This window comes from Hyphobacterium vulgare (assembly GCF_042643335.1).
Taxonomy (GTDB): domain Bacteria; phylum Pseudomonadota; class Alphaproteobacteria; order Caulobacterales; family Maricaulaceae; genus Hyphobacterium; species Hyphobacterium vulgare.
This window is the reverse complement of the sequence record NZ_JBHRSV010000012.1, coordinates 96,540-122,101: the sequence shown is the minus strand read 5'-3', so window position 1 is coordinate 122,101 and position 25,562 is coordinate 96,540. Positions and strand designations below refer to the sequence as shown.

23 protein-coding genes are annotated in these 25,562 nt (G+C 57.4%); 13 read left to right on the top strand and 10 right to left on the bottom strand.

Features of this window, described 5'->3' with window-relative positions:
• The first annotated feature begins 307 nt into the window (after positions 1–307).
• The 3 genes from ACFOOR_RS07540 to ACFOOR_RS07530 all read left to right on the top strand — a co-directional run bounded on the left by ACFOOR_RS07540 (position 308) and on the right by ACFOOR_RS07530 (position 2,872).
• Complete coding sequence (locus tag ACFOOR_RS07540) at positions 308–1,006, top strand: reverse transcriptase domain-containing protein (protein ID WP_343164859.1); 699 nt, start codon at positions 308–310, stop codon at positions 1,004–1,006.
• Positions 1,007–1,567: a formylglycine-generating enzyme family protein gene (locus ACFOOR_RS07535; protein ID WP_380214185.1), complete on the top strand. Its 561-nt coding sequence runs from the start codon at positions 1,007–1,009 to the stop codon at positions 1,565–1,567.
• Between the two features lie 171 nt (positions 1,568–1,738).
• Positions 1,739–2,872, top strand: coding sequence for a glycosyltransferase family 4 protein (locus tag ACFOOR_RS07530; RefSeq protein WP_343164860.1), 1,134 nt, complete (start codon positions 1,739–1,741; stop codon positions 2,870–2,872).
• Between the two features lie 28 nt (positions 2,873–2,900).
• Here the strand turns inward: ACFOOR_RS07530 and ACFOOR_RS07525 are convergent, their stop codons facing one another.
• Positions 2,901–3,491, bottom strand: coding sequence for a PIG-L deacetylase family protein (locus tag ACFOOR_RS07525; protein ID WP_343164861.1), 591 nt, complete (start codon positions 3,489–3,491; stop codon positions 2,901–2,903).
• Positions 3,492–3,497: 6 nt separating this feature from the next.
• Positions 3,498–4,394 carry a 5'-3' exonuclease gene (locus ACFOOR_RS07520; protein WP_343164862.1) on the bottom strand — a complete coding sequence of 299 codons (897 nt, stop codon included), beginning with the start codon at positions 4,392–4,394 and terminating at the stop codon, positions 3,498–3,500.
• Between the two features lie 311 nt (positions 4,395–4,705).
• On the opposite strand from ACFOOR_RS07520, the gene ACFOOR_RS07515 reads away from it, so the two are divergent.
• Positions 4,706–6,187 (top strand): B12-binding domain-containing radical SAM protein, encoded by a 1,482-nt coding sequence (locus tag ACFOOR_RS07515; RefSeq protein ID WP_343164863.1) that lies wholly within the window; start codon positions 4,706–4,708, stop codon positions 6,185–6,187.
• Here the strand turns inward: ACFOOR_RS07515 and ACFOOR_RS07510 are convergent.
• The 4 genes from ACFOOR_RS07510 to ACFOOR_RS07495 form a co-directional block, all read right to left on the bottom strand.
• Positions 6,168–6,608: a DUF6884 domain-containing protein gene (locus ACFOOR_RS07510; RefSeq protein WP_343164864.1), complete on the bottom strand. Its 441-nt coding sequence runs from the start codon at positions 6,606–6,608 to the stop codon at positions 6,168–6,170. The two genes, ACFOOR_RS07515 and ACFOOR_RS07510, sit on opposite strands and share 20 nt — an antisense overlap.
• 26 nt (positions 6,609–6,634) lie before the next feature.
• Complete coding sequence (locus ACFOOR_RS07505) at positions 6,635–7,174, bottom strand: phosphoribosyltransferase (RefSeq protein ID WP_343164865.1); 540 nt, start codon at positions 7,172–7,174, stop codon at positions 6,635–6,637.
• 225 nt (positions 7,175–7,399) lie between these two features.
• Entirely contained in the window at positions 7,400–7,510 is a 111-nt protein-coding gene (locus tag ACFOOR_RS07500) for a transposase domain-containing protein (RefSeq protein ID WP_343164968.1), read from the bottom strand.
• Positions 7,511–7,535: 25 nt separating this feature from the next.
• The gene (locus tag ACFOOR_RS07495; protein ID WP_343164866.1) at positions 7,536–7,715 is read right to left on the bottom strand and encodes an IS66 family transposase; all 180 of its coding nucleotides are present in this window, start codon (positions 7,713–7,715) and stop codon (positions 7,536–7,538) included.
• 290 nt (positions 7,716–8,005) lie between these two features.
• Between ACFOOR_RS07495 and ACFOOR_RS07490 the strand changes: the two genes are divergently transcribed.
• A complete protein-coding gene (locus ACFOOR_RS07490; RefSeq protein WP_343164867.1) occupies positions 8,006–8,281 on the top strand; it encodes a hypothetical protein in 276 nt (91 codons plus the stop codon).
• Between the two features lie 90 nt (positions 8,282–8,371).
• Here ACFOOR_RS07490 and ACFOOR_RS07485 read toward each other — a convergent pair whose 3' ends face one another.
• The 4 genes from ACFOOR_RS07485 to ACFOOR_RS07470 all read right to left on the bottom strand — a co-directional run bounded on the left by ACFOOR_RS07485 (position 8,372) and on the right by ACFOOR_RS07470 (position 12,730).
• Positions 8,372–8,800, bottom strand: a complete 429-nt coding sequence (locus ACFOOR_RS07485; RefSeq protein WP_343164868.1) for a MucR family transcriptional regulator — start codon at positions 8,798–8,800, stop codon at positions 8,372–8,374.
• Positions 8,801–8,904: 104 nt separating this feature from the next.
• Positions 8,905–10,182 carry an MBL fold metallo-hydrolase gene (locus ACFOOR_RS07480; protein WP_343164869.1) on the bottom strand — a complete coding sequence of 426 codons (1,278 nt, stop codon included), beginning with the start codon at positions 10,180–10,182 and terminating at the stop codon, positions 8,905–8,907.
• Positions 10,183–10,192: 10 nt separating this feature from the next.
• A complete protein-coding gene (locus tag ACFOOR_RS07475) occupies positions 10,193–11,383 on the bottom strand; it encodes a patatin-like phospholipase family protein (protein WP_343164870.1) in 1,191 nt (396 codons plus the stop codon).
• A 72-nt stretch (positions 11,384–11,455) separates the two neighbouring features.
• On the bottom strand, positions 11,456–12,730 hold the full coding sequence (locus tag ACFOOR_RS07470; RefSeq protein WP_343164871.1) for an MBL fold metallo-hydrolase: 1,275 nt from the start codon (positions 12,728–12,730) through the stop codon (positions 11,456–11,458).
• 387 nt (positions 12,731–13,117) lie between these two features.
• Here ACFOOR_RS07470 and ACFOOR_RS07465 point away from each other — a divergent pair, with 387 nt between their 5' ends.
• The 8 genes from ACFOOR_RS07465 (at position 13,118) to ACFOOR_RS07430 (ending at position 25,208) form a co-directional block, all read left to right on the top strand.
• Positions 13,118–13,531: a hypothetical protein gene (locus tag ACFOOR_RS07465; protein ID WP_343164872.1), complete on the top strand. Its 414-nt coding sequence runs from the start codon at positions 13,118–13,120 to the stop codon at positions 13,529–13,531.
• A gap of 4 nt (positions 13,532–13,535) precedes the next feature.
• On the top strand, positions 13,536–15,608 hold the full coding sequence (locus ACFOOR_RS07460; RefSeq protein WP_343164873.1) for a hypothetical protein: 2,073 nt from the start codon (positions 13,536–13,538) through the stop codon (positions 15,606–15,608).
• A complete protein-coding gene (locus ACFOOR_RS07455; protein ID WP_343164874.1) occupies positions 15,598–16,041 on the top strand; it encodes a hypothetical protein in 444 nt (147 codons plus the stop codon). Before ACFOOR_RS07460 ends, ACFOOR_RS07455 begins: the two co-directional genes overlap by 11 nt.
• The gene (locus ACFOOR_RS07450; protein ID WP_343164875.1) at positions 16,019–16,438 is read left to right on the top strand and encodes a helix-turn-helix domain-containing protein; all 420 of its coding nucleotides are present in this window, start codon (positions 16,019–16,021) and stop codon (positions 16,436–16,438) included. Before ACFOOR_RS07455 ends, ACFOOR_RS07450 begins: the two co-directional genes overlap by 23 nt.
• Before the next feature lie 267 nt (positions 16,439–16,705).
• Positions 16,706–17,320: an Ig-like domain-containing protein gene (locus tag ACFOOR_RS07445; protein ID WP_343164876.1), complete on the top strand. Its 615-nt coding sequence runs from the start codon at positions 16,706–16,708 to the stop codon at positions 17,318–17,320.
• A gap of 11 nt (positions 17,321–17,331) precedes the next feature.
• A complete protein-coding gene (locus tag ACFOOR_RS07440; RefSeq protein ID WP_343164877.1) occupies positions 17,332–17,745 on the top strand; it encodes a hypothetical protein in 414 nt (137 codons plus the stop codon).
• Positions 17,746–24,885 carry an RHS repeat-associated core domain-containing protein gene (locus ACFOOR_RS07435; RefSeq protein ID WP_343164878.1) on the top strand — a complete coding sequence of 2,380 codons (7,140 nt, stop codon included), beginning with the start codon at positions 17,746–17,748 and terminating at the stop codon, positions 24,883–24,885.
• Positions 24,882–25,208, top strand: a complete 327-nt coding sequence (locus tag ACFOOR_RS07430) for a hypothetical protein (RefSeq protein ID WP_343164879.1) — start codon at positions 24,882–24,884, stop codon at positions 25,206–25,208. Before ACFOOR_RS07435 ends, ACFOOR_RS07430 begins: the two co-directional genes overlap by 4 nt.
• Positions 25,209–25,562: the final 354 nt, after the last annotated feature.

Genomic DNA, 25,562 nt, shown 5'->3' with positions numbered 1-25,562 from the left:
TCACTATTATTTTTTCAACGATGTGGTGCAATACAAAGATCTCAACGGCGAAGAAAGTAGCGAAGTTTCAGTAACTTACACTGTGTGGCTCGATTGATAGCGTCTTTCTAGCCGTCTCCAGTCGCGATTGCTGGATAGCGGCCTTGAGGATTCGGCAGAGCATACCTGTCAATCGAGCCACGGAGACACTCTAGTGCAAAACAATGCGAAGATGCACTCTCTAGCTCATGTACTAACCGCGAAGTGTTTCTTGAAGCGTGCCGCCCGCCAATGCATGAGGCGGGCGTCAGCACCTGGGGCTGATGGCATGAGCTGGGCCGAGTATCGCAAAGACCTGACCAACAACCTTGGGCGACTTGCTGCTCGGCTATCAGCTGGGACGTGGCGACCGTCGCCAGCCCGTGAAGTTCCAATTGAGACCTTTGACGGCAAAAAAATGATACTCAGCATTCCGATCGTTGAAGACCGGATTGTGCATCGCGCTCTGCGTAATCTACTCGAACCAACGCTTGAGAGGCACGCGTTTTTTGACTTTGCATCTGGCTTTCGACCAAAGCGAAACCGGATTACCGCAGTCAGGCAAGCTGCAGAGATAATAACCGCAGGGTTTCCATATGCCGCTGACGTTGACGTTGAATCTGTATCAGACGACGTCACCGTCGACGAAGTTGTTACGTGGGTCGCGCAATGGATTTCAGACGGTAGTGTGTTGACAACATACAGACATGCCCTTGAGGGGCTTCCGACTCCTCTAGCGCCGGGAAGCGGCTTGTCACCAATGCTGCTCAATCTAAGACTCTTGCCGATCGATGCTACTCTTCAGCACGAACGCATTGTCCGCTTCGGAGACAATTTCTGCGTTTTCACAGCTACGCGCGCTTTGGCAGAAGCTGCGTTCGACAGGATCGTCGACACTCTCCAGAAGAATGGGCTTCGGCCATCTATGGGCAAGAGCAGCGTTCGCGATAACGTTAATCCGGAAGACTTGTTCCTGTTAGGTGGTTGAATGCGGCATTCGATCAGGTGGGTACTACTGGAGGGCGGTGATTACCCTTATGGCGACACGGGAAAGATGATGACCGTACCGACGCTATGGTGGAGCGATACCCCAATCACAGCCGGACAGATTTCACGAGCAGGAAGCACTACCAACGCCAACATCCCAGTAACGCATATTAGCTTGCCAGAAGCCGTACTTATAGCAGATGGCGTCGGCGGCCGGCTGCCCACCTCGGTCGAATGGGAGTGGATGGCCGCCGGAAAGGAAAAGCGGCTCTATCCTTGGGGCTGGGAGGAATGGACCGTCGAGAAGGCGGCTCTAACAAGCACCACTGCGGGGCCATGCCCAGTGAGGCGCTTCCCGGGTGGTGCGACTCCGACTGGAGTGTTCGATGTTGCTGGCAACGTTTGGGAATGGACTACCACCACACTCCCGAATTTGGGAGCTTACATTAGAGGCGGCTCGTACGCTTCGCCGCCGCTTTACGCTAGGACTGCTTTCCGTAACGCAGCACCAATTGAACTTCGGTCACGCGGTATAGGCTTTCGAATAGTACGCAAACCTTGATACGAAAGTGCGTGGCATAATCGACACCGCCCCTGCGGGATAGTGAGAGCGGCACATCCACCCATAAAAACTCACGATCAGAAAACGGGGCGAACCTTATTATAGCTGGGAGCGAATCCGACTACGTCAGTGCAATCATTGGCATCTCCATTAAACGAATGGCCCTCGCACATGAACATACTCTTTTGTCACCTTACAGCGGGATACAACATTTTCGGAGGAGTGGAGCGATCCATTATAAACCTCGCGCTCGAACTTTCCCGCCAAGAGCACAGAATCGTACTTTACACAGGAAGAAATACCATCCCCTCCCTTGACGGGCCCACATATAAAAGTATTTCATTTGTTAAAGCAGAATATTTAAATATTCCTACGTATTGCGATAATTTCGACGATACGCTCAGAAGATTACTAATAAGTAATGCGGGTGCTATAGTAAGAGAATTGAACGAGCTATTTTTTGATGGGAAATTTGATGCAATAATTGCAGTAGATCAACTTTGGGGAGTAATTCCATTTTTAAATAGAAATAGTCTCAATACAAAAGCGAAATTCGTTATGTATTACCATATGTCTCACTCGAACATGGACATAAATAGATCTATCGCATTCGGTTTTGATCACTATCTTGCTGTTAGTGATTTCGTCGCCTCTTCCATCTCTAGAGTTTTTCCGTCAATGAATGGAAAAATCGAAATTTTGCCGAATTGCATTTCAGATAAGAACGTACAGCTCAAGCCAATCCAACAAAGAAAACCATTTATATTTTGTAACGCCAGAATGTCTCCTGAAAAGGGTGTACACGAAGCTGTTCAAGCATTCAAGGAAGTCTCCGAAATCATCCCACTCAACCTCAAACTATGTGGCGGCGATTTCCACTTTGGCAGTAACGCGCCGGTATTGGAGGAAATCCGACAGTTTATTGATCGCAACCCCAATATATCACGCCGGATTGATATCGAGCCGCGTCTAACTTGGAAGGAAGCAGATGCGCTTTCAGCTGAAGCCAGCATGGTCTTGGTCGCATCCAAGGAAGAGTCGTTCGGCCTCGCGGCACTGGAAGCAATGAACGTCCGTACGCCAATTGTTTCTACACGGGCTGGGAACCTAGGCTCACTCTTGGACGGCGTGGCCATATTCTCCGAAGACAGCTCTCCGGCAAACCTGGCCGAAGCGATTTCCCGGTGCTTTCGCTCCATCCAAGATGGCTCGATAGAGGGTCGCTTAGAAACCGGCCTCCGCTGCGCAAGAAAGTTTCAAGCCTCAACCGTGGCCAGCGACCTCATCAAGGCCCTCTCCAACTAGATCTCTCGATTGGGGAAGAGCTTTTTGCTCAAAAGATTGCGCTATTCGATATTCGCCCGAGTAGGGGTAACTCAACAAAAGCTTCCGCGTGCTTACAACCGACTCGAAGGCCCCAGAAAGCCGTTTGTCGAAGTGACATATCGACAAAATGCTCAACCGGCTGAGATTCATGCATGCTGATAGCTGCGATCTTTCCCTCCACCCAATTGTCTATGCTGATGAGCATGGTGGGCTCAATAGTGGCGGAGCGTAATCTGCTCGCGTAGCTGTCACACGCGAAGATCTGCCGAGGCAATCCGATTTGAATTTTTGTTTCGATCGCGGCCGCGGTTACAATCGCTGAAACACGCCGGTGATCTGGGTGCACATCATCGAAGTGATGCGTGAAGATTACACTTGGGCGCAATTCGAGGATCATCTCCACTACGGATGCGCGAGATATTTCTTGAACCACGAGTCGATATTTCAGCACTTCTGCGGCACACCGAGCTTCATTAACGCGTTGCATGTCGCAGTGATCGATGAACACGGCAACGCTCCCCACCTCAGCGTAGCGCAACAGCGTTCCACCGCACCAAATGTCGGCGTCATCAGAATGGGCAAAAATACCAAGCAGCATTAGAATCTATTTCTTCTCCCGAAGTAGTGAAAGGCCTTCGCAGATTTTTGCGGCGATAGGCAGGTCAGCTGTAGGTTCAAGTTGCGGAGACTGCTCGAGCTTTAATGTTGGATCCAACCTTAGCAAGGCTCTCGCGCGCTCAAGATCGTCCCACGCGTCCAAGACTTTGCCCTCTAATGGACCAGGGTCCGAGTCCATCGATGCGATATTGTCCAAAGTGACGTGCTTGCCTAGCAATAGCTGCGCTTTCTTGGGGCCAATTCCCGTGATGCCCTTAATATTATCCGCCGGATCGCCAATCAGAGAGCGATAGTCTACCCACTGTGACGGCAACACTCCATACCGCGCGACAATCCAGTTAGCATTGATGATCCAAGCATCTTTCTTTTTCTGGGTGTCAAGTATTTCTGTTTTCTCATCAACAAGTTGATAGAAATCCTTATCCGAAGAAAAAATAGTTACGCTATGAGAGCGATGTCCCTCCCTCGCAGAGGCGATCGCATCATCCGCCTCATAGTCGTCGCATACATAGTTTCTTATACCGCACATATTCAGGCCATCTATTAGATGATCAAATTGATCAAAATGACTCAAATCCCCAAATCTATTGTTTTTGTAAGTATAATCAATCTTCCTATTTTGATTTGAGGATCTTTCGCTATCAAAAAACACTAAGACGACTTTTTGAGCATCAATGCTCCGAAGGCCGGCTCGTAGTAGGGCAAAGAACCCGAATGTCGGTGTAATATCCTCGCTCCGACGCCCAATAATCCGAGCCGGAAATCCCATCGCAGCCCGCCAAAATAAATTGCTCCCATCAACGAGCACGATCTTTAAACGCGGAGTTTCAGACATGTTTTGGCACCAAGAATTGGGCGTGACGCTCACCAACGCGCTACGCATTCTAACACTCTACCATATATCGCCACACATCTGCCTGTCCGATAAACGGCAAGAAATACTATCATTTATACCTCGCGCCTTGCCTTTGCCCCCCTCGCATTGAGCCGCGTTCACCGGTCAACCGAACAGTGAAATTCGTTCGACCCAAACGCAACCACGGGACACCACTTGAAATGCCGGCCACTTTGAGCCACACGAAACTCACAAAATGTTGTAGAACTACCCAGGCAGCCGTCGAATATCGCTCGGAACCTTATCAAACGGAGCGGTCTCAGGCATCAAGTCGCGCCCAGATTCGAACGAGGTGGAAAATGCGTGTACTGCTCATTGCGCCTCTCGGCGACGATCCACGATATCCACTGTATTTCCCAAGCGAAAATCTTGGACTTGGTTATCTCGCTTCATATCTCCGAGAGCGCGGCGTGGACGTGACACTGGTAGACGCCAATCTATTGCGCTTGGCCGCTTGCGAAATCTCATCGGTCGTGAATTTTGCGGAGTTCTCGCTTGTCGGCATTTCAATCTCATCTCACATGCTTGTATGGGAGGCGTTAGAAGTCGCCCGGTTGGTGCGCGAGCGTAACGAAAATGCGCATATCACCGTCGGGGGACATTTCGCGACGTTTCAAGACACCGCATTGCTCCAGGACCACCCCACGATCGACAGTGTCGTCCGAGGCGACGGAGAAGAGATCTTATGGGCCTTATTCTCCGCCCTGTCGTCGAATGGGGATCTCGCTGCATGTGTTGGCTTAACTTGGAGGCATCGAGACACTGGAGTTATTAAGAAAAATTCCGCTTCGCAGCAGTTAGTGGACTTGGATTCACTTCCTTGGCCAGCCAGAGATACCCTTTCGATATTGCGCGAAAAAGGGCATTTGTGGGCGACGCAGATTTCAACAAGCAGGGGATGCTTTGCTAGTTGCTCATTCTGCGATATCCGCGCCTTCTATGGCCCGAAATGGCGAGCACGAAGCCCGGTCGACGTAGTTGATGAGATTGAATTCATTAACGAACGATACGGCTCGACATTGTTCCGCTTTTCCGACGACGAGTTCATTGGGACGAACAATGAGGGAAGGAAGCGTGCTAGACTATTTGCGGAGGAAATAATTCGCAGGGGAATTGAGGTGGAGCTTATGATCGACGCCCGCGCCACCTCGGTCGAAGAGAGCCTCTTTCGGCTTTTACGGAAAGCCGGGGCAGTAGATTGCCTGATTGGAATTGAATCGGGCGTAGATCGAATTCTTCGTATGTATAATAAAGGGGCTTCAGTGGATCAAAATGTAAGAGCGATAAATATATTAAAGAACATCGGCATGACCTTAAATCTCGCCTTCATAATGTTTGATCCGAGAATGACATTCGGGGAATTGCGAACTAATTTTGAGTTCTTGGAGCATAATGATATAACTACTATTGATGCATTGAAGAGTTGGTTGTGGCCATTACATGGAACACCAGCCTTGGATCAAATTCGAGAGCTAGGTTTGATCACGAATGAGACCATTGAGGGCGTCGAATACCGATTCCAGGACCACCAAGTGCAAGCCGCATTTAATTTTATTTCATCGTTTAAATCCATCAGCTTTGAAATTGAAAAAAGAATCTTTCTCGAAAGAATAACACCAAATCACGACACAAAGCGCCTTGCAGATGCCGAATCCACTCTGCTGGATATATGGAGAATTGGATACGAAACAATTCTGTACGACGATAAGGTAAAATTCGATTTATTATTAAAAGAAATGAAAAAAGAAACTGAAGATATATCTAATCGATGGATGCAATAAAGTTACTAATCAAAATCGATTTTTTTTTGCGAACGTCTGGTTCCCATATAATTCTTCCATTATATTTTTCAGAAAATAGAACTGACGCCATTACTAGATAATTAGGCTCTATCAATAAATAAATAACTTTTGGATAAAGTGAGTGTATAATTTTAGCGTCTATTTGATTCGACACTGCGGCTCGCATTTCGAGTGCCATCTCGAATGATAATTTTTGTTCATACGGCAATATTTCATCGTGGGCACTCAACAAGCCGTGCTTTGCGGATAAGATGAAAATTCGATCTAATAACGAAGGGTACGGCAACACAGCTTGGTAGAGTTCTGGTATTCCGCCGCCTCGGTAAATCTGGATGGCTTTAGTCGGCCTCCTCGTGTCTTTCTTGCGGCGGGAGCAGCCAATTATAAACACGCTATCCATAGCTTTATCCGATAAAATAGGTTTCTTTATCCGCCAAGAGAATTGTAGACCTGTTTGGGAGACGGAAGGGGTTCCATATCCACCTGTCTGGGGGCATCCTCCCACGGAAATAATACCCAATCATCCACATCCCATACCCAATGCGTGGGTAGCACATCGCTTCCAATATTCCTGCAAAGCGTGGCGGTTTGTGTGATAACAATACCGCTTGTCCGTTGAATATAACTTTTGACTTCAATCATTGTTTTGCCTGTGCCACAAATGTCGTCGACGAGCACAGCGGTGCCACTTTCGGGTAGGTTGACATCTCCAGAGGTGGAAATTTTTACCTCATTGTTCGTCTTGCTATACGGTGCATCGCTAGCGTTGTGTGATGCTGTGATTTTGTAGTGTGGTAAGTTTAATAATCGAGACAGTTGATCTCCGAGTTTGTATCCACCCCGAGCGATAGATAGCACGAAACTGTCTTGTCCGTGTCGGGTGATTGAGGTTGCTAATAGAGTGCAAGCCACCGTAAAACTCTCATCGGTGAGCTGCAAAATGCGCTTTTTTTTAAACTTCCGCATTTGGGCTCGCCTCGCAATCGAGCTTTGGGACTCTAGGCAGTCACGCGATGCACTATTGACCTTAAAAGGCACGCTCGGCAATTCGAAGTTGCGAAAATTGTCTCCGGACACACGCCAACGGCTCTCGGCGATCGGCGCCTGCCTTCAATCTGCGAAAGCGTTCGACCAATCCGACCTGCCCGTCGCGCGGCGTCTGTCTTACGCTCAGCCTCGCTGAGCGTAAGACTAGGGCAGCAGATCGTCGAGACGCGTGATCTTTGTGTCGGCGATGTTGGCCAGCACGTCGGTGAGCCAGGCCTGCGAGGCTACGCCGTTGAGCTTGGCGGTCTCGGTCAGCGTTTAATCAATGGCCGCCGCCTTGCTACCGTTCTGCGAGCCGGCGAAGAGGACGTTCTTCCGGCCCGGGGCGAAGGGGGCGCATGGCGCGCTTGTCGGCATTGTTGTCGAGCTCGGTCATGCCATGGTCCAGCCAAGGCTCGAGCCGCTTCATGCGCGTGAGGGCATAGCGGATCGCTGCGGTAAGCGGTGTCTTTCCGGACACCCTCCTAATCTTGCAGCACGCTAGCGGCACCCGCTGATTAAACACTATGCACTAAAATGTTCAATCAGCGGGGTTCCGACGAACAGCGGTATGGTGCATCAGATTCGTTGAGCTGTTGTCGGTGGGACGATCTTAGGCTTGGGGTAAGTCGCTGCACGCTTTCGGTGGCAGAGTTAATGCCGACCTACGGAGCATAACCCCTGAACTTCCTGGGCGGAACTTGGGCCGATACCCCGCTTTGTCGGGACGCTAATACGACGGTGCGCTTCTCACCGCCGACGACGAGTTTCTTGATCGCGATCTATCAGGACGATCTACTCACAGACCGCGTTGATTGCCGGAATGAGTGGCGCCGCGGCCGATACGGCTCGCGTTTAACTTCGCTCGATTGCGGATTGACAGCCCAGGTGAACGTAAACCAGATCGACAGCGATACGATTGAACTCCAATACATCAATCTGTCGCATGCGCCGTCCAACCTGCAGGAAGCCGATGTCGCAAAGCGGCGGGATGCTCACCGAGCGGCTGTACCGGTGCATCGAGTAAGTCTCACCGCGAGGGCCTAACGTCGCGGGATCCTCGGGGCTGAGTCAAAATCCTCGCAAAACGGCCGGGCACTGGGCCCGGCCGCGGTATCAAGGTCAGATAGGACTCGACTACTTCTTCTTCGCTGCCTTGCCGCCACGGCCAAGGCCGATCTGCTTGGCGAATTGGGAGCGGCGCTTGGAATAGTTCGGCGCGACCATCGGATAGTCGGCGGGCAGGCCCCACTTGCGGCGATAGTCTTCCGGCGACATGTCGTATTGTGAGCGCAGATAGCGCTTCAGCATCTTCAGCTTCTTGCCGTCTTCCAGGCAGATGATGAAGTCGTCGGTGACGGACTTCGAAACCGGAACGGCCGGCTTCTGCTTCACTTCCGGCTTGGCATTGCCGCCAGAAATGTCGCTCACTGTCGCATGAACATTGCGGATGAGGTCCGGCAACGACTCAGACGGAATCGAATTGTTTGCAACAAAGGACGCGACGATGTCGGTCGTCATGCGCAGCAGTTCCTCGTTGTTTAGTGATGACTCGACTTCATTCATATTGATGTCTCCCAGAAAATCTTCTGCGAGCTTGGTATTGCTGCATCGAAAAGCCGTCAATACATAAGAAAATACAACTATCGATACCTATCTAGCGGCGACTCCTACCAACGCTGGAATGTTTCCATGAATCGCGTCTGCGGGTCTGATGTCACTGGTTCGAGCCTTGCTCCGCGCTCGGCAACTCTTCGAACAACACCGGATCCTGGATGGCGCCAGTTCGCGAACTCATCTGCCGGAGCGACCGCAAATGTGGGTCGAAAAAATTCAATCAGTTTCGGATTGAAATTGTGGTCTGACCCATGGTGCGGAAGCGTCATCGTCAAGATGGACTGCCCGCGAACGGAATAGTGATCACAGAACTTCTGCGCTTCTTGCACGGTCTTCAAATCAGCGTCCCCCGTCCCGAGCCAGCCGATGGCGGAGAGCAAAGTGTCTCTGCAACACCAACAACCCAAAGGCCATCGGTGAGGATGATCTACGTCCACATTCCACAGGAATTTCTCGGGGTCTTCATACGGTCGAGACAGGATCGAGAGACTCGTTACATTCAGATCAGAGCTGATCGCTTTATAGGCATCGCGGAGTTTGGTGCGACTGTTCACGAGGAGATCCCTGAGCTCGTCCGGGGACGATAGGAGCGAATCGAGGTGGGCGAGTTCGAGGGAGAGCTCGCGCGCTAATGCGGCTCGGAAAGCCTGAAGCCTGCTTGGATCGATCGGCTTGACATGGGGAAAGAAACCCCAGGCAAACCGCAGAATCGACAACTCGGAACGATCGCTACATTCCTGAACATTTGAACGCCCGACGCGACGTGGTGCGCTGCTTCGGCGAGCGGGAGAAAACCTTTTGAAGACCCAACCCGCATCCCTTTTATCCTCGCCAGGTCTCGGCTCAGGGCCGGGACCAGGCTCGTCGTCGGGCTCAGAAGCATGCACGATTATGATCTCATCCGGTCCAAACCGTTGCGAAATCGTACCAACTGGATCGATCGTGAGATCGCGTGCCAGCGCCATATCTTCTCCCCAGGCGCCAAGCGCGGTGTCCTTCGCGAAGAGAATCGCCCGTTCCGATAATCCGGTATAAGGAAGGACAATCGTTTTGGCCCGGACGGGCGCCGATCCCGCGAGAAGCTCGGGGAGGCCGCTCACATGGTCGGCATGGAGATGGGACAGAAACATGAGATCAATCGACCGCCCGTTCAGTTCCGATTTGAACTGGTTGATCTCGCGATTTCGCGCGTCCTTGTAACGCTCCATCGCGCCGCAATCGTAAACATAGACGAAGTCAGTGCCGCCGCTCTTGTTCAATTTGAAGAACCCAGCGTGGAAAAAACCTTGGCCGACGGCGTATTGAGTCCGGCGGTGAAACACGTTTGTCATCGCGCTCTCATCAAAGTGGCAAGATCGGCCAATGAGGCGCTATTGCCTGGGGCTGGGGCAAATACATCGCGATCGCCGCATTGCTCATTGAATAGCCATGCCGGACAAGGCGTTCGAAATTCGGTGCCCTCATTGCCTTCAGGCGTACAGCTTCCTGTCTTGCGCTTTCGGCATCGACCTTGGACAGCGAGAAGCCACCCCCAGCCGGGAAGTCGCTCACATCTCCACGGAGCGGAATGTAGGCGAGCTTTCTTTCTCCGGCCACAGCCAGCGAGACAAGCCAACGCACGCGGTTGTTTTCCGCTTGTCGGTGAACGAGCGAGAGGGCGCGCCGCGCCGTCTTCCCCCACCATTGCGGCTCTGTGTCGGCTGACGCCGGGTCGCCGGCGTTCGAGACGAGAAGCACGCCGTAGCGTTTCCAGATGGGCTCGAGCCCCAGATTGTCATATATGCCCGCGTCGGCGAGGAGGGAGCGTTCGGTGTAGGGCGCGTGATGGGCGTCCTCTCCGCCCTGCCGGATCATGACCTGAAGTTTGAGGTCAAGCTTGATGGGGCAAAAGAAGGGCGGAAAGCCTGAAGACGCCGCGACCATCTGGGCGAGTGGGAAATCCGGACGATCGATCCGCCCGACCCGGTAGTTCGCGGCATAGGGACGTGAAAAGCGCCAAAGCGTGTTGAGTTCAAAATCCGTAGCCAGAATCGTGAAGCGCGGCGCGGTCTCATCATCGGGAAAATCCTGGAGCGTCGCGTCGCCGAAGAGATGTTTGCGGTAACCCGCGATGAGGCCCTCTCCGGCATTCATTCCCGGGACCAGGCCGCGCAGGATGTTTGGCTCATCGAGCGTGACCGTCGTGAAGAAGTGGGTCAGCGGCGCCGTGACGACATCGGCGAAATTCGCAGCGACGCTGTCCTTCCAGACCAATTCTCGCCATTTGAGGCCGAGGAAGGCGGCGGTGATCGAGCCGCCCGAAACGGAGGTGATGCGCCCAAGCTTTGGGAGCATCCCCAGCTCATTCATCCGTATGAAGGCGCCGAGCTGATAGGCGCCTGACTTATATCCCCCACCTGAACAAGCGAGCGCCATGCTATTGGGTTCAAACTTCGAGGATTGAAGCGTGCCGGACAGTGCCTTTGCGACATCGCTTCGGGACTCTTCGGCTTCATCCCTTTCGGTCGAGGCCGTGTCGATCTCACTGACCATGCCCGTCTCCTTCTCCCACTCCGGGATGACGTCACCCCGGTGTCCCGTCCCATGTGCCGACGGCTTGAAGTGTCAGTCACCTGCGCGCGCATATCCGGCCGTGACCGAGCCATCGGGCGCGATCTCGAACACGATGTGATCACACCCGCCGGCGCGCCCATCGGCGTCGCTGCCGATCTTGTCGGGCTGCGCTTCGCAGGCCGCGTCATCAAGATCCGTGCGCCAGAGCGTGCCGCGGCCCTCCATCGAGGCGACGATCTCGCCATCGGGCAGAACCACCGAGCCATAGCGGGTTGGCCCCGAACTGATCACAAAATGCTCCGCATCCACCGCGTCGAGGAAGTCATCCCGCGAGGAGGTGAGGCTGCCATGATGACCCGCGACGAGGATGTCGGCTTCAAGGCTGGCCAAGCAGCATTCAAGGAGCAGGCCTTCGATCGAGTGAGGATCGGGCGCCTCGCTTGGCGGGCGGCGCCCGCCGGCCTCGGCATCGCCCATCAGGAGAATGCGCGTGCCGTTGAGGTCGAGGCGGACGACGAGACTGTTTTCATTGGGGCTCGCATGCGGCGCACCGTCGGCATGAAGGAATAGGAGGCTCGCCCCGGGTCCGAGCGCGATCGGCGCGTCATCAATCCGCGAGGCTGCGGGAATTGAGAAGGAGACGGGCGGGGTGTCCGGGCTGGCGCAGACCGAGGTATCGAACACCGCCTCATGCGTCCCGAAATTCTGCAGCGCCGTGTGGTAGCTCACCCCCGGTTCGGCGGCGACCGCCGCGAGGAAGGCCTCATAGCCCGACGTACAATTGATCCGCCCCGAATCCCAGACATGGCGAATGTCGTGCGAGACGAAAAGGTCAGGCAAGAGCTCGACATGGTCGCGGTGCGGGTGGCTCAAGATCACATGATCGATCACCGTCCGGCCGGGCAGGCGCGCGGCAAAATATGCCGAAAGCCGGTTGTTCGACCCTGTCCGCCGGTCATCATTGCTGCCCCCGTCATAGACAAGAAGCACGTCCTCGCCTTCGAGAATGAGGGCGAGACCGGTGCCGACATCGACGACGTGAAAGCGATAAGGTGCCGCGTCCGGATCGGCGATGATCTCGCTCCAGCCGGCGCTGACATAGGCGAGTTCGCCGTCTGCGGTCCGAACACGGTGCCAGCGCGGGACTGAACCCTCATAGTCGAGACTCTCACCAGGACGGAGAAGCCCAAGCGCCTCGGTATCAGTCGAGGGGCCCGCGCGGAGCGCGACGCCGGTCACGACCCGATCGGCTGGAACGACCCGGTCGGCCGGGAAGGCCGGCGCGGCAACCAGAATACCAAGGCAGGCCAGAATGAGCCGGAACATCAGCGATTCCCCCTTCATCGCCCGGAGGTGTCGCTCCGGAGATCATCCCCGTTTAGCATGGAGGCGGGATCGCCCCCCAGGAAGGTGGGTTTGGAGTGCTCCTGGGCGGCGATCCCGCTCCTGCTGAGGTGTCGGTCACTCCCACACTGTTGCGGAAGCGAGGCAGGCGAACCGACATTGGGCGCGCGCGCCGGTGACCCGAAGGGATCCGTCACGGCTCCGCGCGATTCGGATGCTGTCAGAAATACACGCATTAGTCGAATCGATTCTCGATGCTTTCGTTTGCGTGTTGACGGTGAGGGTAACGGCCCGTCTAATGCGGTCACAAGTCGCCGTGGGGATAGGAGTGATCTTCCCGGCGCATTGACGGGCAGGAGGGGTGGGGATTTGACGGACGCACACTGGAGGCTCGCCGGTTCGCCGGGCGCGCATTTCTCCGACGTGCTCGAGATGCTGACCGCCTATCGCGGGCTCGAAGCGGAAGAAGAGCTCGTTGAGTTCTTGGGTCTTGAACGCTTCACCGAACTTCTACATGGGGACGAACCCCGCTTCGGGGAGTTTCTCGAGATCGCGCGTATCCTGCGGGTCCCGCTCTCGACCTTCCAGATCACGTCGGCGGGACAATTCCCCGAGCTTGAGCTTGCCTATGCCGAACTCCTTTATCACGCGGCCTCGATGACGCCGGTTCAGCGTCACGAACTTGCCGGTTCCATGGTGCGCCTCGTTCGCCCGGAGGTGTCCGGTGCTGACGAGGGTTCCGCTGAAATCATTCCCCTGCCGCGCCGCACGCGAGAGGATTAGGGCCATGACGAAACTCGAACGCCCGACCCTACTCATTCTCGCAGACCCGAGCGCGCGTCAGGCCGCCCACCGCCTCTTCGCGGCCTTCGATCGACGCGGCGTCCTCGCCGATGTCGAGATCGCGTCCGGTGAGGTCTCGAGCGCAGACCTGCCTGAACATCTGTGTCTCCTCCTTTCCCCCGGTGTGAGCGACAACCTCCCGCTCGCTGTGCGTCTGGGCGCCTTCATAAAGGCCAGAGGCCGCGAAAACCTCATCCTGGTGCGCGCGGGCTCAGTGATCGCAGAGCGCGCGATCTATCCCGGCAGTTTGAGGTTTGAGCGCGGCACCGATGACCGCCTTTCCCCGATCGAGCCGTTAAGGCCTGACGCCGTCCTTGAAATGAATGGAAAGGACGCGGACACGGTCGTTGCGCAGCTGATCAGCGGGCGCCCCGGGCTTCTGACCGACGGCCACGGCGAAATATCGGTGCTCAAAGAGCGAGGCCGAGCGTCTGCTGGCGGAGCGGGCTGGGGGCGTGCCGGCTGGGCCGCAGCTGCGGGTCTCGCGGTCCTCTCGATCGGGCTTGGCGTGTTCGTGCTCGATCTGAGGTCTGAACGCAGCGAGCTGCTCGTGGCGCGCCAGGACGCTGAGTTCGAGGCCGTGCGCTGGCTCACCACGTTGGAGGAGACACTCCCCGCCGAAGAACGCCGCGCTGTGTTCCAGGCGTTGGGCGAAGGGCTACTGGCCGACTTCGCTGCCATCAGTGACGTGAACGCCAGCGATGATGAATTGTCGCTCGAGGCACGCCTCCTCCACGCGGTGGGAGATGCGCGTTTGCGTCACGGTGATGTCGCTGGCGCAGAGACGGCCTTCGAGGCGGCGGCGGCGCACACGGCCGCGCTGCTGCAGCGGCAGCCGAACGATCCAGATCGCATCTATGACCATGCGCAGTCGGTCTTCTGGGTCGGCAATGCCGCCTTTCTCCAGTTGAACCTCCCGCCTGCCGCAGAAGCCTTTGCCACCTATCGCGACCTTGCCGAGCAGCTTTACGCGATCGACCCGGCCAACCCCGTCTACCGGGCTGAACGCGGCTATTCCCTCACCAATGCCGGCGCCGTGGCACTGGCCCGCGGTGAGTTCAGCGAAGCGGACACGCTCTTTGGCGAGGTGATTACGCTCCGGGAAGGCGATCTCGTCGCGACCGGAGCCGCCTCGCGCCGCGATCTCGCCAACGCCTATGCCTGGCGCGCCGATGCCGCGCGGAGCCTTGGCGAACTTCAGCGCACGCGGGAGACGCGCGAGCGCGCCCTTGCGCTCTATCTTGAGGAACGTGCCGCCAATCCTTCGAGCTATGGTGCGCTGCAGCTCGTCGGCGTCGCGCATCGGGCGCTTGCGTCGGTGCTCCTTGATCTCGGTGAGCTCAATGAAGCTCGAACCCATCTTGATGCCGCCGAAACGGCGCTTGGCGAGGTGCTCGAATTTGCGCCCGACAACGCCCCGACCCGGCGTCACTACATGGCGACAATGCGCGACCTCGCGGAGATCGAACTCGCCGAAGGCCGCGTCACGCAGGCCCAGCTCCGCATCTCGGCCGCGCAGCGCTACCGGCTCGAAGGCGAAGCCGGCACGGCCGAGGATGACCGGGATTTTGATCACGCCTCATTCGATCTCGTTTCCGCGCGGGTCGCTCTGGCGCGGCAATCCCCTGAGGACGCGCTCGCCCTCGCGCTTCGCGCTCTGGCCGCCATGGAACGCCAGATCGCGCAGGGGCGGGAATATCGCCGTCACTATGCTGGCGAGGCACGTCTTCTTGAGGGCGATTCGCTCGCCGCACTCGGACGGCGCAGCGAGGCCGAACGGGCCTGGCGCGCCGGGCTTGATCATGTCGCCCAAGGCGCCGAGGTCCGGGACCGCCGCGCGGTCGCGGTCGAAGCGATGTTGCGGGCCCGGCTCGGCGAGGACGAGCCAGCGCAAGGGTTGCGCCTGGCCGCCGAGGCGGGCGGGTTTCGCCGCCCCTTCTTTGAGGCCTTCTGGATCGAAGACGACCCCGCCGGCGTGGCGGAACTCAGCGATGGAGACGAACGCGATGACGGATAACGCGACCAGCGCCCTCTTTCAGAGCCTTGGATATACCGGCCGGGATGTTCGGCAGGTCGTGGTGCAGGTCTATCCATCGGTGCATTTCGAAAACGGCGCGCTCGTTGCCGGCCACAAGACCTATATCGGTGAGGCGGCCGGGAATTTCCGGACCACGGTCGAGACCGATTTCATCTTCGCCTCGGCCGATCCCGAATGGGAGTTCATGGAGTTCGAGCTCGGCGGACAGACCTGGCCGGGCCTTGCCATCTTTCCCGGCGATGGCGACTTCACCGTGCGCTTTGGAGACACGGGGCCTAGAAGCGTGCTACTGACAGACCGTTGCGCTTGTCTTTATACGCATCGATATCAGATTGTTCTGAAGAACAAGGTCACCGGCGAAATCGCTCTGTGTGACCCGGAGGTCGGGAATGGCGGCGACGGGGTCGGATAAGTCAACCAAACATAATCCTCGGGCCGTGACCGAGTTTGATGCCGAGCTTGGCGAACGCATCCGGATTGCCCGCAAGCTTGCCGGCTATAGTCAGACCGAGCTTGCAGAGAAGCTCGGCCTCACCTTCCAGCAGGTGCAAAAGTACGAACAGGGAAAGAACCGGATCGCCGCAGGCCGGCTTGTCGACCTCGCGGACGCGCTTGGGAAACCGCTCGGCTTTTTCTACGATAACCCCGCCGCGTTTGAGCCAGGCGAGCCGATCTTTCAGCCCTTGAAGGGTCTCGATCCCGACACCGCACAGCGCGTGCTGACGGCGCTGGAACGCGCTGATCCCAAGGTGAGACGCTCGATCGTCAACATGATCGAGACCGTGACGTCGGACGAATCCGACCGTTAGCGGAAGTCCAATACGTCACAGTTGCGCCAAATCCGCGTTATCTGTGGAAAACCTCATCGTGCTGCGCCCGCTCACTTTCGTGCGCACTCAATGACTTTTGATCGCGAATGCCCTGCCAATGCACGGGTGATGGTTTCGTGCGGACGCAGCAATTCTCATGGCGTTGGGCTGCGCTTCATAAATTCTTCTTGAGCGCGAACCATTTTTTCCTTGCAGCCTCAAATTTCCTTCTACTACCGTGGGTTCGGGATAGAGGGACGGGGACGGATGCGATTTCGCTTTCTCGCGAGCACGGTCACGGCGTGGGGAATTTTCGTCTCGCCTGCCGTCGCTGACACCGCTTGCCATACTTATGATGAAACCGGGCGGCTCGTCGCGTCAGACTACTCAACCGCGTCAACATCCTCGTCGATCGACTACACCCTGGATCGCAATGACAACCGCGTCGCGGTTGACCAGGCAACGACCGGCACGCCGACCTGCACCACCCCGGCTGCGAATGTCGGACCCGTCCCGGGCGGCGACCTTGCTGCGGCCGTTCAATCAAGCGGCGGAGGCGGCTCGGGAGGTGGGGGCGGTGGTTCAAACACGCCGCCGGTCGCTGTCGATGACTTCCGGACCGTTTCCGCAGGCGGGCAGATCACGATCAGCGTCCTCCTCAATGACACGGACGCCGACAGTCACACCCTGACAATCACCTCGGTCAGCGTTCCGCTCGCGGGTGACGGATCAGCCAACATCCTGCCCGGCGCCACCCAGATTCAGTATTTCGCGCCATCCACTCCGCCGAGTGATTGGCAGGCCGAGGTCGAATACACGATTTCCGACGGGCACGGCGGTACCGATACCGCCATTGTCTATATCGATATTTTCTCAATGTGAACGAGGCGGCTATGCGCTCCTTCCGCTCATTCGTCCTTCTGTTGGGCTCCGGCCTTCTTTGCAGTTCCGCTGTCGCTCACGCGCAATCCGATACCGGTCAGCATGACGAGGAGAACGCCGCGGCGGTTCAGCAGGCGCTCGATTTCACACCGCCTCCCGCGCCGCCGGCCTCCTTGATCGAGGCTTTCGAACAGCCCTTGCCTCCTGGCGCGGTCCAGGTTCGTGATCGTGGCGGCGTCTATCAGGCGCCCTACGCGGAGCAGGAATCCTGCTCGGGCGATTGGTGCGGAACAACGGTCGTGAACACGGCCACTGGGGAAGTGATCTACGCCTACAAGCAGTGGCAAGCCGGGGCGGTAGAGACCGGATATGGCGAGGAAGTGATCTTCGTGCCCGTCAATCCAGCCCAGCCGGGAGCGCAATAGATGATTTTCGCACGGATCGCGCTCGCATCACTTGCCGTCCTAATTGCGGCCGCTGGTTCGGGAGGCTCGGGAGCTGGCGCACAAACACCCCCCGATTTCACGATCGAAGGTGTTCCATCGATCCGCGTCGATGTGCCCCCGCTCATCACGCCCGATGATGCGAAGACCTATTACGGGACGCTTTCGCAACCTCTGGCAGCTCCGGAGCGCGATCCGCGAATCGAGCGCCTTGCCGACGCGCTGAACAACGATCCCTGGCGGATCTACGAATACGTTCACAACTCGATCGGGTTCACGCCCCAATTCGGTCTCCAGAAGGGTGCGTTCAGCACGATCCTCGACGGTTATGGCAACCCGTTCGACCAGGCCAATCTCATGGTCGAGCTGCTTCGCGAAGCCGGCTACACGGCGAATTACCGGCTCGGAGTGCTCGAATTCAGCACCAGCGCCGGAAATCTCGGCGTCTTCACAAACTGGTTTGGTCCGTCCGCTGCGCGCGATGCGTGCGAGCTTCTCGCGGGCGGCGGTATACCTGCGATCGTCAACAACACGCCGGATGTTGCGTGCGATACGTTCTCGGCGGCGGCCGGGTCGCTCAGCTCCGTGCAATTCGTTCACATCTGGGTCTCGGCCGACCTCGGAAACGGCGTTCGGGCTTACGATCCAAGCCTCACCTCTCATATCTGGACCCGGCCCGATGACGCATTGAGTGCTCTGCCAACCGCGGCGAACTATCAGTCGGACGCCGGAGGATCGATCGGAACGGCCAACAGCCTCCCCGCGATCACCGGCATGGGATCCTCCTCGGTTACGTCCGTCGATACGCGGCTTGCCGGTGCGACGTCGACCCTGCTCACCGCGCTTCGCGATCCCGACAATATGAATCTGTCGCTCGTCGAGGTGGCGGGCGGCGTGCGGATCGACGAGGCTTACGAATTCTGGCCCACTCACGACACAGCGGGTGGCACGCACCCTTATGCTGTGTCGTCTAGCTGGGATCTCGACCCTTTAACCGAAATTCCGACCGAGCTCACCTCCATGGTGACGTTGCGCCTTGCGCTCCGCGGGAACATGACAGGTGTGCAGGAACAGGAATTTCGACTTGCTGACCTAGTGGGGCGGCGGCTGATCATCAGGGCGAGAGGGTTCAACCATAATCGGGAGATCCATCTCTACCGCGACGAAGAGGAGGTGCTTGAAGCGACCTTCACGGCGTGCACGGGCTGCGAGGCCGGTGGTCTCGGCGCCATGCTCGGCATTGAGTTCGACCATCCCTATGCCATCGGCGGTGGGGGCTATATGGACGAGGTGTGGAACCAGCCGATCGGGGACACGACCACGACGGCACTGGTGATTGGCGCAGGGGATCGCGGCACCGGGGCCGAAGCGCGCAACGCGTCCGCCTATGCTGGCGAGGGCTTTATTTATCGTTCTCCCTTCACTGCCGGTGCTTCGGCAAGTTGCGTTGCGAGCCAGACCCATAGTCTGACCAATGGCGGCGGCAGCGGACCCACAACTGTTTGGTTCACCTACAATGTCGACACAATTATTTACCCTAACCCCGCCTCGCATGAAACAGATACGATTACAACCACACATTGGGATTCTTATTCGATCGATTTGGGCGACCCAACGACCGGGATTGTAACTGGGAGTTGCCTCCCCGACATCAACACGCAGACCGAGATTGGTTTTAACACCGCACAAACCCGAACCAAACTGCGTCTCGCTGAGGCTTGGGCTGCGCGCAGCGAGGAGATGCTGCGCGTCATAGATGGTCTGGCGTCCGGTCGGCATGTCACGCACCACACGATCGTGATCGCCACCTCGCGCGCCGATATCGGCAGCAACAACGATATCCGCGAGGATCAGGCGCTGCTCTCGGTCACGGGTCGGTATTCCTATGCGCCGCTGACGCACTCGGGTGGCACAGGGGCATCGCGGCGGGCTTACACGCAGGCGGCATCGGCGGGCCTCTCGGCGCTCGAAGGCGCAGTGACGCAAGAGGTTTCGGGCGCGACCGTGGCGAACTCCACGGCGTCGATGTTCAGGTGGTATCTGACCGCCAATAACTCGGATGCGGGATGGCTTCCCTTGAGTGGCCCCCGCGAGTTTTACCTTCTGAACGATCAGAATCTTGCGACGGCCTTTGCGAGCTCCGCATTCGGACAGAACACGGGTTTGCTTCGCGATCTGCCCTTCACCGGGCAAGTCAGCGCCAACCTTCTAGCGCAGGCGGATTTCAATCTGATCTTACCGGCGGCCGGGCGCCTCGGGCCGAGTGTGGACTCGATCCGCTTTATTTCCGACGGAACGCTTGCTGGTGAGAATGCCGGCGGAGGCGGTTATTGGCGACGAATGGGCGGTGCCTTCATCGCGTATAACGACGATGGCGACGGCGACCGGGAAGTCGCTCACATGACCGCGTCGTCCTGCGGCACCGAACGTCCTTGGGAGCGGCAAAGCCAGTCCTGTCTGCTTCTGCCGCTTAAAGGGAGCGGCGCGGCAACGTTCTCGGAGGACATCTCGGGGCCACAGGCCGAGCGGGACTATCTTTCCGAGCAGTATGAGACCTGGGCGTCGTCCTTCAGCGTCGATACCGCAACCGGAGCGATGAGCTTCACGCCGCCCGCCGATATCGAGACCGGAGCCGGTGGATATCCCTACAGCCTCGCTTTTCAGCGCACCTATAATTCCGGTGCTCAGGCGACAGGGCCGCTCGGTACCGGCTGGACGCACAATTTCGAAACATGGCTCGAGGTCGATTCCGACGTTCGGTCGGCAACCGACGGCTCAGCGCTCAGCGCAATTTCGACGATCGTCGCGGCAGACGCCATCCTGTCTCTCTTCGAGAGCGGCGGAACCGAAGTCGACATGGTCACCGCCCTGATCATCCAGGGGTGGTGGGCGGACAGTCTCGTCAACAACCGCGCGACCATTCATCGGGGTAGTGGATCGGAGGCCTTCTACCGGCTCCCGGATACAGGATCGACCTTCGTGTCGGGACCGGGATCGCTCGTGACGCTCTCTCAGACCGGCAGCATCTCGGTCGATACGGAATTCACCGAATACGCCGAGCCAAACGGTCAGTACGCACAGCTCACTGACATCGCCTACTATGAGCAGCACGGTTTCGACTATTCGGGGCTGTCATTTACGCGCACGACCGAAGACGGCACGACCGAGACCTTCACCTATGGCGCCGATCGGATGCGCCGGACGGGGCTCCTGCCACAGGTTGATAGCGTTGATGTGGGCTCGCACAACATCTTCTTCCTTGATGCTGTTTCGCTACCGACCGGTGTCGTGGTCGATTACACCTATTCGGGCGGCACGCTGACCGGTGTCTCGAACAATCTCGGCCGGTCGCTCGCTTTCGAATACAGCTGCTCGGGCTACACCAACTCCAGTTTCGAAGGCCAATTCGTGGCCGAGCCGCCGCCCGCGCCCGATTGCCGTCTGGTCCGGGTCACGGACGATACCAGCCGAACCGTGGAGTTCGCCTTCGGCGGCAACTCGGCCGTCAACAAGATCGAACTTCAGACGGTCGAGGCACCCGATGGCAGCCTTCAAACCTATGGTTATAGCGCGCAGCGCGTCTGGTCGCTCGAGCCCTATGGCTCGCCGTTCGCCAGCGGGATCGGAACCTATTTCGACGAGCTGAGCCTCCTGACGTCCGTACGTCTCCCGCATCAGCAAAGTCCCTACACCTTCCTCGATTTTGCCTATGACGCGTTCGGTCGCCTGACCACCGTCACCGACGCCGATGGCGACACCACCTTCTACGGCATTGGCGAGGGTGCGCGGGGGCTTGTCCGTAATCCGGCTGGCATCCCCACCTGGAGTTTCTTCGATCAGGATGGACGGCAGATCGCGTCGCTCGACCCGGCAGGCAATCTTGAAACGACCGGATATGACGGCATCGGACGAACGGTCTGGGAGCGGCTCAGATTCCGCACCCATCCGATCACCTATTTCTGGCGCGGTACGGATTACACCTACGACGCGTTCAACAATGTCGTAGAAACCCGCTCGCTTCCCTATCCCAATTATCCCTCGGGCAGTTCCGGGCTTCCCGACCTCGTTACGACGACCGAATACGATCATCCGAATCGTCCGACCTGGCCCACGCGCCGCATCGATGCGCGCGGTTATTCGGCCGAGGTGATCTGCTACACCTCTGCAACCCCGGAAGCGGAATGCGCTGCGCTCTCCGGCATGCTCGACGCTGTGGACCGTGGCCCGCTCCCCCAAGCGATTATCGGCGCCGAGGGCGAAACCACCGTCTTCAACTATACGACCCACGGACTGCCTAGCGGAACCGAGGTTCTGGTCTCCAGCGGCAATTGGCGCGAATCTGTCGTCACCTACAACGCGAACTGGCTGCCCCAGAGTTCGAGGATCGAGAATACATCGACCGTCTCGACGCCGGGCGGCGTCCTCTATGGCGGGGTCGACCTCGTCACATCCTTCACCTGGACGGCGGCTGGCGATCTTGCGAGCGTCACGGACGCAGAGGGCGGCGAGGTCGAGGCCACCTATGACGCCAACCGGCGCATCATCTCCATCACGGTCGAACCGGACACGCCCGCGCTGAGGCAATATTCCCGCTTCGATTACAACGCGTCTGGCTGGCTGACGGCGACCCGTGTCTCGGTCGATGGCACGTCGACGGGGCAGATGCTGACGACGAGCGTCACCTATACGCCGTCGGGTCAGGTCGAAACCATTCTCGACCCCGATGATGCGCCGAGCACGTCGGAGACCGGTCAGCACTTTGCCTACAACACGCGTGGCTGGCTGGAGCTTCTGACCGATGGTGCGGGGCGTCAGACGCACTTTACCTATAACGCGATCGGGCAGGAACGCTGTGTCCGCGCGGGTTATGGCACGAGCGATGTGCGCACCGTCTCGCTCATCGTGCCGCGGCCCTGGGGCGGGGCGTCCTATCTCTACCAGCCCAATGCCGACCGGGATTCCGATTGCAGCTACACTGATGCCGGAGAGGATCCGTCTGCCACCTGGGCGACTGTTTTCCCGAGCGACCGGTATCTCAGGGACTATTTCACCCAGTATCCGCACGGGGCGTGGGACTACCGCGTCCTTGATCCCAACGGCAATGTTACGGCCCGCCATCGCTACACGCCCGACGGACAGGGCGCCCAAACCCTGCGCTGGACGCACACCAGCACGTATGACGATTCCAACCGTCTGACCGCGCTCACGACACCGGAAGAGACCGTCGAGACGCTCTACAATCTCGCGGGCGAACCGACCTATGTCGGCATCGTCAACGGGAGCTTTCTGCAATACGAGTACGACTTTGCCGGCAATCTCATCCGCGAGGTCCGCTCGAACGGGATGAACACGCGGTATGAATATGACCGCGTCGGCCGGCGCACCGCCATCATCTGGCCAGACAACTACACCGCCCGCTACGTCTACAATGCGCGCGGCGACCTCATCCGGGTCGAGGAGGACGCGAACGGGGACGGGACGTCCGAAACCACACTCGCCGAATATGTCTACGACCGCCTCGGGCGGATGATCGAGCAGCATCTGGGCGGGCGCGACCCCCATGGCGATCTGACGGGTCCGGGCACAGCGAACGCGGCGACGGGGATCGCCTACGCCTATGAGGCCGACGGGGATCTCAACAGCGAATTTCACCTTTTCACGAGCTCAGGGCACAGCGTCACCTTCACTTACGACTATGACGGTTCGGGGCGTCTGACCGCCGAGCATGCTGACACGGGAGGCTGGCTCTGGTCGGCTCCCAATGGTCTCAGCTGGGATTTCTTCAGCGCCAACGCCGTGCGCACGGGCGAGCCGACGGACATACAGAACCGCTATGGCGGCGTCTCGCGCACGCAAAGCGGTGGCACGCCCGTCAATCTCAACTTCGCCTATGACGAGAGCGACAATCTCGTCGCGGATGGTACGCGCACCTTCCTTCACGACACACGCAACCGGCTCTATGCGGTTACAGGCTTCGGCGACACCGCCGTGATGCAGTATGACGCGGTCGGGCGGCGCTTCTGGTACACGCCCGACTACGGCACGACCTGGCAGGGCTATTTCCACGCCGGCGATCTGGAAATTGGCCAGATCGACGGCAGCTACAACCTCCTCCACCGATTCATTCCGGGGCCTGGGACGGATCAGCGCGTGGCGATGATCAGCTATGACACGTCCGGCAATGAGACCGGGCGGTATTTCTATCACGCCAATCGCTTGGGTAGCGTGATCGCTATGGCTGACGCTTCCGGCGCGCTCGCTGATCGCTATGTCTATACGCCCTTCGGCGTGGAAGAGCCGCTCGTCACAACCGGCAATCCCTTCCGTTATACCGGCCAGCGCTACGACCAGGCCACGGGGCTCTATTTCTACCGGGCGCGCTACTACTGGCCGCAGATCGGGCGCTTCCTCGAAACCGACCCGATCGGCTATGCCGACCAGCTCAATCTCTACGCCTATGTCGGGAATAATCCGCTCAATGCGACGGATCCAAGCGGGATGGACGCTGTTCACATAACAGAGATTGTAACTCCCGAGGGCGAAGTACAACGTAACGTCTCGACCTCGTATGACGATTCGGATGAGACAACTGTCTACATCCAACGGCAGACGCAATCCAACCGGTATGAAACCCGGATTGTGAATGGTCGTGAAGTGAGTATGTATCCATACGTTCACACGGATTACGACTATGAACAATATACAATTTCGGGCCGATTGTCGTCAGCAACGACAAGAGAGGCGATCACCGAACTCGCTTCGCAAGTCTTAGGGACACGTCTCCGCTTCAGACCTAGCGTTCAAAACCGTGAGATGTATAGGTATATGTCACGAGCGGAAGCCGAGGCTGTCCGTGAGACCGGCATTCTTCGCGGTGGTCGAAGGGGCGATACTTTCTTTACTGATGAAGCAGTAGATTCAGCCCGGCGAGCTCGGAGCAGATTTGCGTTACCGGAAGAACCGCAGGTCCGAATGAGAGTGCGTATATTGAACGATCCCACTCTACAACGTGCGGGTACAAGGGTTCGTCGAGATTACGGTCAGCGAGGTGGCGGCCGCGAATGGATGACAAGCGATGAGGTCCAGGTAGAAATCATTGAGGAGGTTATACTAAGGAGATGAAAATCGTTGAAATATCTGTCTCCGAACCTTGGGACTTTGACGGGCCTGACGGCCCAAACAATATCGTAGGAATATTATGCGAAGGAGCTTTAACTGAACGACAATACATTGCTGTTCTTTCTATCAAAGCTTTAGCATTTCGAAATATCAACTATAATGCGGTGGCCTTGTCACCGCGGTATGAAGGTGAAGCGTGCCTAGCAAATTTTCTTGCGGGTCGAAAAGTTTATGTGAATGGGGAGTTTGGACAAATCGCGGATGGCCGGTTTATTAGATCAGGGGAACATCAGATTATTGGTTCTTGCCATCTTAAAGAATCATAATCACATCTTTCTAAACGGAGTAGTTTTATTCAATATTTCTCTCGTTTTCCAAGTTCTGCTTTAATTTCTGCTAATTTCTGACGGGGAACGATCAAGCTACTGATATTACCGCGCTTGCCGCGCTGCCCCCTGAAGTGGGTCGGCTATTAGCCTCCAGAATAAAAAGTATTGGAATCTTACTCGGGGTCAACCTATCTGTAATTTGCTGGCAACCCGCGATTGCCGCCTGCCCCGCGTCCCGGTTTAATGCCCCTGGATGGGAGTATCAGGGACCGCATGACGATGCGCCAAAGATGTCCGGTTTCCGGGTGCGCCCGCGCGCAAAACCGGAGCGAATTTTCGCGAAGCGTTCGC

Bases quoted from the DNA above. Each gene is read 5' to 3' on its own strand.
- ACFOOR_RS07450 (WP_343164875.1), top strand. From the start codon at position 16,019: ATGGCGGCGACGGGGTCGGATAAGTCAACCAAACATAATCCTCGGGCC.
- ACFOOR_RS07530 (WP_343164860.1), top strand. From the start codon at position 1,739: ATGAACATACTCTTTTGTCACCTTACAGCGGGATACAACATTTTCGGA.
- ACFOOR_RS07430 (WP_343164879.1), top strand. From the start codon at position 24,882: ATGAAAATCGTTGAAATATCTGTCTCCGAACCTTGGGACTTTGACGGG.
- ACFOOR_RS07520 (WP_343164862.1), bottom strand. From the start codon at position 4,394: ATGCGTAGCGCGTTGGTGAGCGTCACGCCCAATTCTTGGTGCCAAAAC.
- ACFOOR_RS07480 (WP_343164869.1), bottom strand. From the start codon at position 10,182: ATGACAAACGTGTTTCACCGCCGGACTCAATACGCCGTCGGCCAAGGT.
- ACFOOR_RS07505 (WP_343164865.1), bottom strand. From the start codon at position 7,174: ATGCGGAAGTTTAAAAAAAAGCGCATTTTGCAGCTCACCGATGAGAGT.
- ACFOOR_RS07440 (WP_343164877.1), top strand. From the start codon at position 17,332: ATGCGCTCCTTCCGCTCATTCGTCCTTCTGTTGGGCTCCGGCCTTCTT.
- ACFOOR_RS07475 (WP_343164870.1), bottom strand. From the start codon at position 11,383: ATGGTCAGTGAGATCGACACGGCCTCGACCGAAAGGGATGAAGCCGAA.
- ACFOOR_RS07485 (WP_343164868.1), bottom strand. From the start codon at position 8,800: ATGAATGAAGTCGAGTCATCACTAAACAACGAGGAACTGCTGCGCATG.
- ACFOOR_RS07535 (WP_380214185.1), top strand. From the start codon at position 1,007: ATGCGGCATTCGATCAGGTGGGTACTACTGGAGGGCGGTGATTACCCT.
- ACFOOR_RS07510 (WP_343164864.1), bottom strand. From the start codon at position 6,608: ATGGATAGCGTGTTTATAATTGGCTGCTCCCGCCGCAAGAAAGACACG.
- ACFOOR_RS07540 (WP_343164859.1), top strand. From the start codon at position 308: ATGAGCTGGGCCGAGTATCGCAAAGACCTGACCAACAACCTTGGGCGA.
- ACFOOR_RS07460 (WP_343164873.1), top strand. From the start codon at position 13,536: ATGACGAAACTCGAACGCCCGACCCTACTCATTCTCGCAGACCCGAGC.
- ACFOOR_RS07525 (WP_343164861.1), bottom strand. From the start codon at position 3,491: ATGCTGCTTGGTATTTTTGCCCATTCTGATGACGCCGACATTTGGTGC.
- ACFOOR_RS07435 (WP_343164878.1), top strand. From the start codon at position 17,746: ATGATTTTCGCACGGATCGCGCTCGCATCACTTGCCGTCCTAATTGCG.
- ACFOOR_RS07515 (WP_343164863.1), top strand. From the start codon at position 4,706: ATGCGTGTACTGCTCATTGCGCCTCTCGGCGACGATCCACGATATCCA.
- ACFOOR_RS07470 (WP_343164871.1), bottom strand. From the start codon at position 12,730: ATGTTCCGGCTCATTCTGGCCTGCCTTGGTATTCTGGTTGCCGCGCCG.
- ACFOOR_RS07445 (WP_343164876.1), top strand. From the start codon at position 16,706: ATGCGATTTCGCTTTCTCGCGAGCACGGTCACGGCGTGGGGAATTTTC.
- ACFOOR_RS07455 (WP_343164874.1), top strand. From the start codon at position 15,598: ATGACGGATAACGCGACCAGCGCCCTCTTTCAGAGCCTTGGATATACC.